This is a genomic window from Exiguobacterium sp. s43, from assembly GCF_018617255.1.
GTDB classification, from domain to species: Bacteria; Bacillota; Bacilli; order Exiguobacteriales; family Exiguobacteriaceae; genus Exiguobacterium; species Exiguobacterium profundum.
Genome location: NZ_JACSJT010000002.1, coordinates 60,499 through 72,832, shown reverse-complemented (window position 1 = coordinate 72,832; position 12,334 = coordinate 60,499). Strand labels below are relative to the sequence as shown.

Below are 12,334 nucleotides of genomic sequence, written 5' to 3'. Positions count from 1 at the left end.
TGCGTTGGGCATTCGATTGTTTAATAATGACGGAATGCGGACATATCTAAATGACTTGCTTCCGACTCGTCCACGGCAAGTTCGATGCGCAAATGTTCATTGAACGGGGAGACGAGAGCCCCCATACAGGCGACCGGTTCATGATCGGGGACCGGTGATTTACGTTTCGTTTTGACGAATAAATAGTCCGATCGTTTCAACGTCAATAAGAAACGTTCCACGGCATGCGGTTCACGGGTCACGTTTGGCCAAGGTAAATGATTGAATAATAAAAAGACCGCGCCTTCTTTTTCGAGCGCATAGTCCGGTGCGATGCCTTCCCGATTCAACAAATCGATGACAGCATGCAAAAACTCCCGTCTAATCGTCAATGAAATTTCGTAATACTCACGCATACGGTCCACCCTTTCTTAAAATCACAATACTACCATTCTAAACGTTTCCGACATGGGCGACAATGAAGAAGTTCCTTGACGAAGTATTTTTCCCGGCTTATACTGCATAAGTCCTGCTATACTAGTGATATATGATGAACGAATTGAGGTGAAACCGACATGATTGAATCCCTTGAATTGAAGGCGTGGGTTGTTCTTGCGCGTACGATGGATGCCATCAGTGATCGTGTGAAAGAAGATTTACGACGCCACCAGTTAAATTCAACAGAGTTCGGTGTTTTATCCGTACTGTATAAACGAGGAGACACCCCGTTGCAACAAATTGGGGATCAGATTTTGATTACGAGCGGTAGCGTGACATATGTGATCGATAAGTTGGAGAAGCGAGGGCTGATTGAACGAATCGCCTGCCCGTCTGACCGACGTGTCACATATGCTTCATTGACAGACGATGGAAAGGCGCTCATGGACGTCGTCTATCCGCAACATATTGAAATCTTCAAAGATATATATGGACCGTTAAGTGATGAAGAGACGGAACAATTGATTTCGTTATTGAAACGAGTCGGTTATAACGCAGCGGGCAAATAAAGCCCGTTGCTTTTTTATTCAATATCTTGAAATTAAAATAATTGACGATGAGATATACAGATGATATAGTTCTAACTGTTATTGAAAAATTAGAGATTACACAAATGGAGGATTACACGATGACTAAAGTATTATATGTATCGGCTAACCCGAAACCAACTGAACTTTCATACAGCAAACAAGTGGCAGAAACATTCGTTTCGACACTCCAAGCAGAAAATCCATCAATCGAAGTGGAAGCAATCGAACTCTACGATGTTGATGTTCAAGAAATCGACGGAGATGTGCTCAGTGCATGGGGCAAATTCGCTTCAGGCGAAGCGCTCACTGATGTAGAAGCGAAAAAGGTAGGCACAATGAGCGGCATGCTTGAGAAATTCATGGAAGCGGACCTTTACGTGTTCGCGACTCCAATGTGGAACTTCTTCTTCCCAGCACGTATGAAAATGTTCCTCGATAGCGTGCTCATGGCAGGTAAAACGTTCCGTTACACGGAGCAAGGTCCTGTCGGCTTGCTTGAAAACAAACAAGCGATCCACATCCAAGGGACAGGCGGAATCTACACAGGAACTGACCTTAACTTCGCAGACGCATACCTTCGCCAAGCGCTCGCGTTCGTCGGTGTATCTGAAGTGACGACGGTAGCGGTCGAAGGGATGAACCAATACCCAGATAAAATCGAAGAGATCGTGGCAGACGCGAAAGCGAAAGCTGAGGCACTTGCGAAAGAAGTTGCAGGCGCAGTAACGGTATAACCTAGAGAGACGAGTCGATTGACTCGTCTTTTTGTATGCATTTATTTTGGGTATGATACAAAGGGAAAGGGGAGTATGCAATGGCAGATCAGTTATCGAGTCGACTACTTGGAGATTGGACGGATATTGTCCAAGAAGAGATGAAACGACCTTATTTTCAACAGTTGAAGCAATTCGTCGACCAAGCTTATGAAGAAACGATCGTTTACCCGGCCCGAGAAGATATTTGGAACGCATTTATTCACACAAAATTTAGTGAAGTGAAGTGCGTCATTTTAGGGCAAGATCCGTACCACGGACCGAATCAAGCGCATGGACTCAGTTTTTCGGTGCAGGACGGGGTTCGTTTCCCACCGTCTCTACGAAACATCTTTCAAGAACTAAAAGATGACGTTGGATGTGATCTCCCGAAGAGTGGCAATCTCGAGAAATGGGCGAAACAAGGCGTCCTTCTCTTAAATACGGCACTGACGGTTGAAGCGGGAAAGGCGGGCTCTCACCGTGGAAAAGGATGGGAACAGTTCACTGATTCCATCATTGAGCGGCTCGGGAGTCGTGAGGAACCGATTGTATTCATCTTGTGGGGAAATGATGCGAAGAAGAAAATGAAATGGATTGGAGACCAACATAAAGTGCTCACGTCGGTACATCCAAGTCCTTTGTCATCCCATCGTGGATTCTTCGGTTCTAAGCCATTCTCCAAAGTAAACGATACATTGAAGGAGTGGGGAAAATCTCCGATTGAGTGGTGTCTCTGACAGTTTGCGAAAATTCGCAGGCTGTTTTTTGTTGACGCTTTTGTTTAGCTTTGGTACAGTAACTAACAAGACGTCACTTTAGTGCTTAAAAGCATATATGCATAACAGCATAACTGCAGAAAAGATAAAGAATTGGATATGTAAGAAAAGCGAAGAAAGAACCGAAGTAGAGACATCTTCCCTGGCCCAGAGAGCGTGTGGTGCTGCGAACACGCCCAAAAGATGAATCGAATTACAGTTCCTGAGCTCTCATCATTGAGCGGTCCCCCGTTATCGGATCAAGCGGCTAGAATTTTTCTAGCAACCAGGGTGGTACCGCGGCTTTGTCGTCCCTATCGATTCAATCGATAGGGATTTTTTGATTTTAAAGGAGGACTTCACATGTTGACACAATCGATTCCAAAACACCTAGCCCCACATATTTCACCGCAGTTCTACAATGAATACACACCAACAGATCATGCCGTTTGGCGTTTCGTGTTGCGGTTGAACTTGCACACGTTAGAAGGGAAGGCGCATCCGTTTTACATCGAAGGATTGAAACGGACGGGAATGGGACCGGATCGATTGCCGAACGTCGAACAGATGACGGATGAGATGCAGGCGGCAGGATGGTCGACGGTCGCAGTGGATGGGCTCATCCCCGGCGTTGCCTTTTTTGACTTCCAAGGAAACGGGATGCTCCCGGTCGCGACAGACATTCGGAAAGTCGAGAATATTTTATACAGTCCAGCCCCTGACATCATTCACGAGGCGGCGGGACATGCGCCAATGTTGATGGACCCGACGTTTTCGGCAATCGTCAAACGCTTCGGTCAATTAGGGGCCAAGGCGTTCATGAACCGAGAAGAACATGCCTCGTTCGCCGCATTGAAACGCTTGACGATTGTGAAGGAGAATGCGAATTCGACTGAACAGGACATCGAGGCGGCGGAGAAAGCCGTACATGAGGCGAAAGCGCAAGTGACTGGCTTTTCTGAAGCACAACAGGTCGCGCGTATCTTTTGGTGGACCGTTGAATTCGGATTGATTGGTGACCTCGACAACCCGATGATTTACGGGGCAGGCCTCTTATCATCGGTAGGAGAGAGCCGTCACTGTCTGACAGATGCGGTCGTCAAACATCCATTCGACTTGGAGCACGCGCTACAGACGAAGCAAGACGTGACAAACATGCAAAAAGAGCTATTCGTTATTCCAAACTTTGAGACGCTCTCTTCTGTCTTAGATGAACTAGAGGGAAGAATGGCGATTCGAAAAGGTGGGATTGAATCTGTGGCGAAAGCGTTGGCGTCGGGAAGTCAATCGACGATTCGACTTGAAGATGGATCAGAACGTGTCGGCATCGTTCGTCACATGACGGAGTCGAAAGAACATACGCTCATTCAATGGGATGAATGTTCAATTGTACAACATGGACAGCTCACACAAAAAGAGCGACACGGGCTACTGATCGCTCATGACACAGAGTCCGCGCTCGATCGCGATGACCTCTTTGAGGACGGGACGAGCATTCGGCAAGCATGTGCATCCGGTGCACTCGAAGACGTGACGGTTCACCTAGAAGGACGGACGATCTCACTCGACTCGCTCGAAGTACGTGTCGATTCGCTTCCATCAGTTTTCCCAGGAACAACGGTAGACGAGCTGATGATGATTGAAAAACCGGTGATCATCGAACGGGATGAACGTGTATGGACTAACGATGATCCGATGTTCAACCGCATCCATCTCATGCGTGAGCGGGGAGAATCAATCGATGGTCTCATCCCAGAGATTTTAACGAACCACCCTGACGCCTGGTTATTACACATCGAGTGCCTGGAGTTGGTGAAGGATGAAGGACTGAAACAGACATTGATTGAACGTCTTGAAGCATTGCGTCAAACTTCCCCATCCCGAAATGAATTGATTGGTCGCGCGTTCGACCTATTGCGCTAACGAAAAGAGGCGACGTTTTCCACTGTAGGAGAACGTCGCCTCTTGTGCGTTATACAGATTGATTTGTCGTTTCACGTAAGAACGTAATCAAACGACGATACGTGGAATTAGCCGCTGGGCGGTCCATTTCGAAGTAATAGTTATGGCCAAGCTCGTGCTCGTTCCAATCATAAAAGACAGTCGTGACATCCGTACGTCCTGAAAGAATCGTTGCAAATTCCTTGGCCTGCTCCTCAAAGGAATGGTCATTCCCGTCCGCGATAAACGTTGGGACGAATGTGGCCGGTACATTGACGAGTGGCGACGCTTCAGCAACGACCGGGAGAGTTTCCCAATTGTATGTGCCGAAGTATGCCCATCCGATTCGTTTGAACAAGAAGCGGTTCACTGACTTTGATGATTCGAGCCATGTGCGCTTCAAGTCGAGCGGTGCAGACAAGAGGATGGCACCGAGGATTGAGGATTTTGGTACGACTTGTCCCACTTCAGCAGAAGGCGAATAGTCGTCATTCAACTGAATTCCGACAAACTGTGCAGCGAGCTGTCCACCATTCGAATCACCTGCAAAGAAGACGCGGTCTAAATCGAGACGGAAGCGGTCATTGTTCTCAGCGATGAACGAGTACGCTTCTTCGATTTGTTTGAGAGGGGTCGGGTACATCACGTCAGGTGCGAGTGCGTAATTGATACTGACGACGTTGTAGCCGTTACTCGCAATTGAAGTGGCGTATTTTAACACATCCGATTTATCCCCACCGACGAATGATCCGCCATGTACCCAAAAAATGGTAGGGACCGTGCGGCTATTTCCTTCATAACGGATCAAATCAAAGGTTCCATTGTCATAAGAAGACAAGTAGTCGATGTCTTTTCGGACAGACGTCTTTTGAACGACTTCCTCGAATCCCTTCATCTCCACTTCGTTTCCCCCCGCAAACGAAGTTTTGATTAAACGTGTGGCTGGTTTCGGTGAGAGGAACACATAAGCCGCTCCTGCGACCGCAGTTCCAATCAATCCGACTCCAGCTCGTTTCAACCCTTTATTCATCTTCCTTCCTCCCTTTCTACAATCAGAAGCTTATTGCGTGACGAGTACGTCCGCCATGTAAGTTTCGATGACATGAGCGATTCCGTCTTCGTTGTTTGATTTTGTTATGAAGTCCGCTTTTCCTTTGACCGTCGTGTTAGCATTTCCCATCGCGACGCCGAGGCCGGCCCATTCAATCATCGTCAAATCATTGTTTCCGTCACCGCAAGCGATGACTTCTTTTTGTGCGATGCCGAGTTGATCTGCAAGGAAGGCGAGACTCGTTCCTTTTGTGACACCGGCTTCAGTAAACTCAAGGAAGAACGGTTTTGAACGGGCTACAGCCAATTTCCCGGCCAATTCTGTTTGTAGCTTCGTTTCGATTGGAGCGAGTGTGTCGCCATCCGCAAGCATCAAACATTTGACGACCGGAGCTGTCACGGCATCTTTAAAGTTGTCGACATGAATGACCGGCATTCCCGTCAATTCACCTTCGATATCCGTATAAGGGTTCGGGCGATCGGTTACGATTTCGTTACCGACGTACGTATGAATCGCGATTCCTTCCCGTTCACTGATATCATGGAGATGGGCGACTGTATCCGGCTGGAGCGTGCTCGAGAAAATCTCCTCGTTTGTCGCACAATCGATGACCGAGGCACCGTTGAACGATAAGATGTAGCTTCCGTATTTCGCAAGTTCTAATTCACGGGCTGCTTCCCACATCGCAAACGTTGGTCGTCCGCTCGCGAGAACGACTTTATAGCCGCGCGCCTGTGCATCGAGAAGTGCTTCTTTTGTCTTAGGGGAAATCGTATGGTCGCTCGTGAGGAGCGTATCATCCATATCCAATACAATCATCTTGTAACTCATAGTAGTAGGGGGTCCTCCTTCAGAATCTAATGACTCCATCCTAAACCTTTTTAAGGTCAATTGACAACCTTGTCGCAAAAACGTAACTATAATGTAGAGAAGTGAACTCTAGAAGAGGTGGAAATCGATATGAATCGAATTTTAGTAGCTGAGGATGAACATGCGATTCGCAGCTTCATTATTGTCAATTTAAAACGAGCCGGATTCGACGTCTTTGAGGCGACGAACGGGCGAGAAGCGGTCACCGCATTTGACCGTGAACCGTTCGATGTCGTCCTATTGGATGTCATGATGCCGGAAATGGACGGATTCGAAGCATGTGCTGCCATTCGTGATCTTGACGAAAATGTAGGGATCATCATGTTGACGGCACGGACGCTCGAAGAAGATAAAATTGAAGGGCTCGGTAAAGGTGCAGACGACTACATCGCCAAACCGTTCAGTCCAGGTGAATTAGTGGCGCGCATCCAAGCGTTGTTGCGCCGTGTCGAAAAAGTGAAACGAAAAGATTCGAAACGCTTGAAGTCGGGACCGTTCGCAATCGACCTCGCCGCAAAACAAGTGACGAAGTATGGACAGTCGATCGATTTGACGCCGACCGAGTATGACTTGATCTGTCATCTCGTCCAAAACGAAGAGATCGTCTTGTCACGTGATGCGCTACTCGATGCTGTATGGGGCGTCAACTATTTCGGTGACCGAAAGACAGTCGACGTCAACATTCGTCGCTTGCGTCAAAAAATTGAAGATGACCCGAGTCATCCGGTCTACATCGAGACGTTGTGGGGTCACGGATATAAATGGCGGAGACATGAGGCATGAAACAACAGTTAGTCATTCGCATGATGATTGTCGTGACGATCGTCTTGCTCTTGCTCGTCAGCATTTTGTCTTACGGGACGTATCGCTACTATTACGAGTATGAGTCGGAAGCGTTACTAGGTCATGCGACAACGAGTGCATATCTATACCCTCAAGCCCAAGTTGGGTTTGAAACGCCGAGCGCCTTTTCAGTCCTCGTCCGAACATTCGGATATCCTGGAACTGATTTGACGATTGTCGACCGGAGCGGTTCGATTGTCAAAACGACGGGACAACGAACAAGGCAGGCCTCTTTCTCTCAAGAACAGTTACAGCAACTGTCGCAAGGAGAGTCCGTCGTGCAGGACTATGACGTCGGGGATGAACATTACTTGTCGGTCACGAGTCCCATTATGACGAACGATACGTCCGAGTTTGCCATCAGTTTCACGCGACCGCTTGAAGACTTGGACACGCTCATTCGCGAAATTTGGATGACGGTCGTCATGATTGGCGTCTTGATCTGGTTGCTCGCCCTATACACCGTCATCAGGATTGCCGATCGCTTCGTCAGACCGATTCGTCACATCATCGAGGCGGCCGATGAGATGGCTCAGGGCGACTTCGATGTATCCGTTGAGTCAAATGAGAAACATGAGCTTGGAGCCTTGGCTCGAACGCTCACGTATTTAGGCGCGAAAGTCCAGCAGCATCAGTCGACACGTAACGAATTCCTCTCGAGTGTATCGCACGAACTCAGAACACCACTCACATCGATTAAGGGATGGACCGAGACAATTCGGGGTGGTGATGAGAAACTATCTGAAGAGACGGAGCTCGGTTTAAGCATCATCCATTCGGAGACAGAGCGCATGATCGGTCTCGTCGAACAGCTTCTCGACTATACAAAAATTGAGGAGAGTCGGTTGGTTTTGTATCGCCAAGAACTGGACCTGGTCTCTTTGTTACGTCAAGTGACTCTGCAATTAAAACAGTCACTTGAAGACAAAAGCATCACACTCATCGAACGCTATCCTCAAAAATCGGTCGGACTATTTGATGAGAATCGTTTGAAACAAGTGTTCTTAAATATCCTCGAGAACGCGATTCGTTTCTCGCCAGACGGAGGAACGTTGACCATCCGCTTCGTGCAATCGGAACGTGTTGCCTTCATCTCGATTATCGATGAAGGTCCCGGCATTTCACGAGAGCATTTGCAGCGCATCACCGAGATGTTCTATCAGGCTCATGTCACAGAAGGTAGTAGCGGGCTTGGACTTGCGATTTCAAAAGAATTGATTGAAGCGCATGAAGGCAAACTCGTCATCGAGAGCGAGGTCGGACACGGAACGACGGTGACCGTCTTATTGCCGCTCGACCCGAGTGAACTACATTAATAGGATTAAACCTCCCGAATTCAGGCTACATATAGATGTATGTAGACTGAGGGAGGTTTTTATAATGGCCAATCAATCTTTGAAGCCGTTAAAAGGAAGTCCGAATGCTGTGTCAACCCAAACTTCAATTGAAGAATTGCGGATGGACCCACTGCCGTATGCAGGCAGTCGCGGGCAATCAATTGAAGCCATTAAGATGGCGATGAATCAGTTGCCGCGGGCTGAACTGGTGAAGGAAACAGATGAAGGACTTCATTATGTAGTGACTTCTAAAGTGATGCGATTTAAAGATGATGTCGATTTTTTATTTGATGACGCTACTCAACAAGTCGAGTTTCGATCTGCGTCGCGTGTCGGCTATTCAGACTTTGGCGTGAATCGAAAACGAATGGAAGATGTGAGCGAACGATACCGGAGGTTGATTCGATGAAGGACTATCAGTTGATTGTCATCGGTGGCGGTGCTGCCGGGATGACGGTGGCCGCAGGGGCTGCGAATTTAGGCGCAAAGGTCGCACTTGTTGAAAAGAACAAACATTTAGGTGGTGACTGTCTGCATGTCGGATGTGTGCCATCGAAAGCGTTGATTGCCGCTTCAAAAGAAGCGAATGCGATGATGCGCGCGGCCCGAGTTCTCGGAACCGAGTTCAATGGACAAGAGCATTATCAAATGTCAAAAGCGCGTGTCGACAAAGCACGTGCCATTATTCAAGACCATGACGGGACAGAGCGTTTTGAAAAGATTGGCGTCGACGTCTATATCGGAGAAGCCTCGTTCCAAAGTCCGCACGAATTAAAAGTAGGGAACGAGTTATTGATCGGGAAAAAATTTGTCATCTCGACGGGGTCGAAACCGACAGTTCCTCCAATCGATGGACTCGATCAAGTCCCATACTTAACGAACGAAACGGTCTTTGAAGAAGAGACGCTCCCGGAGAGCCTGATTGTCATCGGCGCCGGAACGGTCGGACTTGAATTGGCCCAGTCCTTTGTCCGACTCGGCTCACAAGTGACCGTGCTAGAGGCGCAGGATGATTTCCTACCTAAAGAAGACGAGGACGTCGCCACCTATTTGAAATCTCAACTCGAGATGGCGATGCGCTTGAAAATCGGCGTAAAGGTCAATCGAGTCGATGAGGTCGATGGCCGCATTCGTGTCACGACAGAGGTGAACGGCGAAACGGTCGAATATGAAGCGGACAAACTGCTGATGGCGACGGGTCGCGTTCCCCGAATCGATGCGCTCCGTCTCGACCGGGCGAACGTTCAGGTGACGAAAGGGTATATCGATGTCTCGTCGTCATATCGGACGTCACAATCTCATATCTTTGCGATTGGAGATACGATCAAGACGCTCCCATTCACACACGCCGCTGGAGAAGAAGGGAAGGCGGTTGTCGCGAACGCGCTCTTTGGATTATGGAACAAGGTCGACTATAGTAAGCTCCCGTGGATCACATTCACAGACCCTGAGGTGTTCCACGTCGGGATGACGGAGAGAGAAGCGCGCGAGCGTTACGGTGACGACATTGAGACGTATGAAGCGAAACTGTCCGAAGTGGACCGTTTCATTGCTGAACGCCAAGAAGCAGGCTTTGTCAAAGTGATTACGAAGAAAAATGGAAAAATCATCGGAGCTCATGCAGTCGGTGAATCGGCGGGGGATTGGATGCAAATTGTCGTTTATGCGATGCAACGTGGTGACAAAATCGGGAAGCTGTCTCGTATGATTTACCCGTATCCGTCGCGAAGTGAGGCCGTGAAGAAAGTGACAGACCTTTACTGGCGGAAACGATTGTTCGAAAGCCCACTCACCGAACTGGCGAGACGCTACTTTAAATTGATGCAATAACACAAATCACCCACTCGAACGAGTGGGTGATTGTTAGTTTGGTAAGGTGATGGTTTCAATCATCTTTGGTTCGCCCTCAGAAAGGTCGACGAGTGGTTTGATCAACACCTCGACACGTCGGTTTTTAGAGCGACCTTCTTCTGTATCGTTCGTCGCGATCGGTTTAAACTCACCGTAACTCGCGAGCGTGAATTGAGCCGGGTTCAAGGCATCATTTGCCAAAAGGCCACGCATGAACGCGGTCGCACGTGCCGAACTGAGTTCCCAGTTTGACGGGAAACGTGCTGTATTGATTGGAATGTTATCCGTATGGCCGGAGACGACAATCTCTCGCTTGCCCGCCTTCTCTAAAATTTGACTGATGTTTTGTGCGACGTTACGAGCATCAGCATCGAGAGTCGCCTCTCCTAAGTTGAACAGGGCACGGTCTTGAATCGTCAAGACGAGACCACTTGAATTGATTGTCGCTTTGATTTGGCTTTCGAGACCGTTCTTTTTAATGTATTTGTTTACATCTTCTTTTAACTCGTCAAGTTGAGCCAATTCATACGTCCGTGGGTTGGCGGTCGTATTGGTTTTGTCTGTGCGACTGATGTCACTGTTTGAGGCAGTCGAAGCTTGAAAGACGCTGACGCCTCCAGAGAACACCTGGTTGAAAGACTGTGACATTTTCTCAAGCTTTGTCTGGTCGATGTTACTCGATGCGAATAGTACGATGAAAAGCGCGAGCAACAGTGTCAACAAGTCGGCGTAAGGAATCAGCCAGCCTTCGGGAATATGTTCTTCATGATCATGCTTCTTTTTGCGCTTCATAGTCAGCTCGCTCCTTTGGAGACAAATACACAGACAGTTTATCTTCTAGCGTTTTTGGAGATTCACCACTTTGAATCGATAAAATCCCTTCAATCATCATTTCCTTGATGATGACTTCACTCTTCGAATACTGCTTCAACTTGTTTGCAAACGGGAACCAAAGCACATATCCGGTGAAAATCCCGAAAAGTGTCGCGACGAAGGCCGCAGAAATGGCATGTCCGAGCTTTTCGATATCAGATAAGTCTTTCAAGGCAGCAATCAATCCGATAACGGCTCCGAGTACCCCAAGTGTCGGGGCATATGTCCCGGCTTGAGTGAAGATATCAGCGTTTGCTTTATGACGCTGTTCCATATTTTCGATGTCGCGTGACATGACTTCCGCAATATATTCGGAAGGTTGACCGTCGATGACCATCATCATGCCTTGGCGTAAAAATGGTTCTTCGACTTGTTCAAGTGCCGTTTCGAGGGAGAGGAGTCCCTCTTTTCGGGCTTGGGTCGACAAGTCGACGAATTGCGTGAGCAATCCGGACTTGCTTGGGAGTTCTTGTTTTTTGAACAAGATTTTAAACAGTTTTGGAACATTCTGAAGTTGTTCCTTCGATACAGCGATACTGACAGCCGCGGCTGTACCGACGAAAATGATAACCATTGCGGCAGGGTTGATCAGCGGCGCAACACCTGCCCCTTTTAATAGCATTCCACCGACGAGGGTGAGGAACCCGAGTATGAGTCCGACTAACGTAACGACATCCATGTCTTTGTTTTCCACCTTTCCGAAATAAATCAGGACAAAAAAGCGAGAGACGCCACTCGTCTCCCGCAACATGCGTTCCCGATGATTAAGCGCCGTTTTCATCAATCAGCATTTGAATGCTGATATTTCGTTCTTCACGCTCTATATCGGTTAATACATCGTATTTTTTTAACAATGCGTACAATTGATTCACGACTTCTTGCTCGAGTGACCAATTGAGTAACTCTTCTAGCTGAAAATAAAGGTGAGCGGGCATACATTGTGACTGGCGCTCCAACCTTCGTGAGACATCCTCTATCGAATGATCTACCGTACTAGGGTCCACGGTTTCATTCAACCTCCTCAACATTCTTAAAGTCTATCTCCCATAAT

The 12,334-nt window shown here is 48.0% G+C and carries 14 protein-coding genes and 1 other annotated feature; of the genes, 8 read left to right on the top strand and 6 right to left on the bottom strand.

What is annotated here, in order from left to right; genetic code table 11:
* Nucleotides 1-20 precede the first annotated feature (20 nt).
* Nucleotides 21-395 carry a hypothetical protein gene (locus tag KNO79_RS11050; RefSeq protein ID WP_078146123.1) on the bottom strand — a complete coding sequence of 125 codons (375 nt, stop codon included), beginning with the start codon at nt 393-395 and terminating at the stop codon, nt 21-23.
* A 159-nt stretch (nt 396-554) separates the two neighbouring features.
* Between KNO79_RS11050 and KNO79_RS11045 the strand changes: the two genes are divergently transcribed.
* The 4 genes from KNO79_RS11045 to KNO79_RS11030 all read left to right on the top strand — a co-directional run bounded on the left by KNO79_RS11045 (nt 555) and on the right by KNO79_RS11030 (nt 4,440).
* Nucleotides 555-986 (top strand): MarR family winged helix-turn-helix transcriptional regulator, encoded by a 432-nt coding sequence (locus KNO79_RS11045; protein ID WP_047795835.1) that lies wholly within the window; start codon nt 555-557, stop codon nt 984-986.
* 119 nt (nt 987-1,105) lie between these two features.
* Entirely contained in the window at nt 1,106-1,741 is a 636-nt protein-coding gene (locus tag KNO79_RS11040; RefSeq protein WP_078146124.1) for an FMN-dependent NADH-azoreductase, read from the top strand.
* A gap of 80 nt (nt 1,742-1,821) precedes the next feature.
* The gene (locus KNO79_RS11035) at nt 1,822-2,499 is read left to right on the top strand and encodes a uracil-DNA glycosylase (RefSeq protein WP_074034942.1); all 678 of its coding nucleotides are present in this window, start codon (nt 1,822-1,824) and stop codon (nt 2,497-2,499) included.
* A gap of 143 nt (nt 2,500-2,642) precedes the next feature.
* Nucleotides 2,643-2,836 (top strand) — a binding site (T-box leader).
* A 44-nt stretch (nt 2,837-2,880) separates the two neighbouring features.
* Entirely contained in the window at nt 2,881-4,440 is a 1,560-nt protein-coding gene (locus KNO79_RS11030; protein WP_214691311.1) for an aromatic amino acid hydroxylase, read from the top strand.
* A gap of 49 nt (nt 4,441-4,489) precedes the next feature.
* Here the strand turns inward: KNO79_RS11030 and KNO79_RS11025 are convergent, their stop codons facing one another.
* Both KNO79_RS11025 and KNO79_RS11020 read right to left on the bottom strand, forming a co-directional pair.
* Entirely contained in the window at nt 4,490-5,488 is a 999-nt protein-coding gene (locus KNO79_RS11025) for an alpha/beta hydrolase (RefSeq protein ID WP_214691310.1), read from the bottom strand.
* A 30-nt stretch (nt 5,489-5,518) separates the two neighbouring features.
* Complete coding sequence (locus tag KNO79_RS11020) at nt 5,519-6,340, bottom strand: Cof-type HAD-IIB family hydrolase (RefSeq protein WP_159563347.1); 822 nt, start codon at nt 6,338-6,340, stop codon at nt 5,519-5,521.
* Between the two features lie 129 nt (nt 6,341-6,469).
* On the opposite strand from KNO79_RS11020, the gene KNO79_RS11015 reads away from it, so the two are divergent.
* From KNO79_RS11015 to KNO79_RS11000, 4 genes are all read left to right on the top strand, one after another.
* Nucleotides 6,470-7,162, top strand: coding sequence for a response regulator transcription factor (locus KNO79_RS11015; protein WP_015880495.1), 693 nt, complete (start codon nt 6,470-6,472; stop codon nt 7,160-7,162).
* Nucleotides 7,159-8,538: a sensor histidine kinase gene (locus KNO79_RS11010; protein ID WP_214691309.1), complete on the top strand. Its 1,380-nt coding sequence runs from the start codon at nt 7,159-7,161 to the stop codon at nt 8,536-8,538. The genes KNO79_RS11015 and KNO79_RS11010 overlap by 4 nt, the downstream gene beginning before the upstream one ends.
* Nucleotides 8,539-8,602: 64 nt before the next feature.
* The gene (locus tag KNO79_RS11005) at nt 8,603-8,968 is read left to right on the top strand and encodes a DUF1499 domain-containing protein (RefSeq protein ID WP_159563348.1); all 366 of its coding nucleotides are present in this window, start codon (nt 8,603-8,605) and stop codon (nt 8,966-8,968) included.
* Nucleotides 8,965-10,389 (top strand): dihydrolipoyl dehydrogenase family protein, encoded by a 1,425-nt coding sequence (locus KNO79_RS11000; protein ID WP_159563349.1) that lies wholly within the window; start codon nt 8,965-8,967, stop codon nt 10,387-10,389. The genes KNO79_RS11005 and KNO79_RS11000 overlap by 4 nt, the downstream gene beginning before the upstream one ends.
* Nucleotides 10,390-10,422: 33 nt before the next feature.
* Here the strand turns inward: KNO79_RS11000 and KNO79_RS10995 are convergent, their stop codons facing one another.
* From KNO79_RS10995 to KNO79_RS10985, 3 genes are all read right to left on the bottom strand, one after another.
* Entirely contained in the window at nt 10,423-11,202 is a 780-nt protein-coding gene (locus KNO79_RS10995; protein WP_074034931.1) for a flagellar motor protein MotB, read from the bottom strand.
* A complete protein-coding gene (gene motA, locus KNO79_RS10990; RefSeq protein WP_015880500.1) occupies nt 11,180-11,962 on the bottom strand; it encodes a flagellar motor stator protein MotA in 783 nt (260 codons plus the stop codon). The genes KNO79_RS10995 and motA overlap by 23 nt, the downstream gene beginning before the upstream one ends.
* A gap of 85 nt (nt 11,963-12,047) precedes the next feature.
* Entirely contained in the window at nt 12,048-12,239 is a 192-nt protein-coding gene (locus KNO79_RS10985; protein WP_224862903.1) for a hypothetical protein, read from the bottom strand.
* Between the last annotated feature and the right edge of the window lie 95 nt (nt 12,240-12,334).

Bases quoted from the DNA above. Each gene is read 5' to 3' on its own strand.
- KNO79_RS11050 (WP_078146123.1), bottom strand. From the start codon at position 395: ATGCGTGAGTATTACGAAATTTCATTGACGATTAGACGGGAGTTTTTG.
- KNO79_RS11045 (WP_047795835.1), top strand. From the start codon at position 555: ATGATTGAATCCCTTGAATTGAAGGCGTGGGTTGTTCTTGCGCGTACG.
- KNO79_RS11040 (WP_078146124.1), top strand. From the start codon at position 1,106: ATGACTAAAGTATTATATGTATCGGCTAACCCGAAACCAACTGAACTT.
- KNO79_RS11035 (WP_074034942.1), top strand. From the start codon at position 1,822: ATGGCAGATCAGTTATCGAGTCGACTACTTGGAGATTGGACGGATATT.
- KNO79_RS11030 (WP_214691311.1), top strand. From the start codon at position 2,881: ATGTTGACACAATCGATTCCAAAACACCTAGCCCCACATATTTCACCG.
- KNO79_RS11025 (WP_214691310.1), bottom strand. From the start codon at position 5,488: ATGAATAAAGGGTTGAAACGAGCTGGAGTCGGATTGATTGGAACTGCG.
- KNO79_RS11020 (WP_159563347.1), bottom strand. From the start codon at position 6,340: ATGAGTTACAAGATGATTGTATTGGATATGGATGATACGCTCCTCACG.
- KNO79_RS11015 (WP_015880495.1), top strand. From the start codon at position 6,470: ATGAATCGAATTTTAGTAGCTGAGGATGAACATGCGATTCGCAGCTTC.
- KNO79_RS11010 (WP_214691309.1), top strand. From the start codon at position 7,159: ATGAAACAACAGTTAGTCATTCGCATGATGATTGTCGTGACGATCGTC.
- KNO79_RS11005 (WP_159563348.1), top strand. From the start codon at position 8,603: ATGGCCAATCAATCTTTGAAGCCGTTAAAAGGAAGTCCGAATGCTGTG.
- KNO79_RS11000 (WP_159563349.1), top strand. From the start codon at position 8,965: ATGAAGGACTATCAGTTGATTGTCATCGGTGGCGGTGCTGCCGGGATG.
- KNO79_RS10995 (WP_074034931.1), bottom strand. From the start codon at position 11,202: ATGAAGCGCAAAAAGAAGCATGATCATGAAGAACATATTCCCGAAGGC.
- motA (WP_015880500.1), bottom strand. From the start codon at position 11,962: ATGGATGTCGTTACGTTAGTCGGACTCATACTCGGGTTCCTCACCCTC.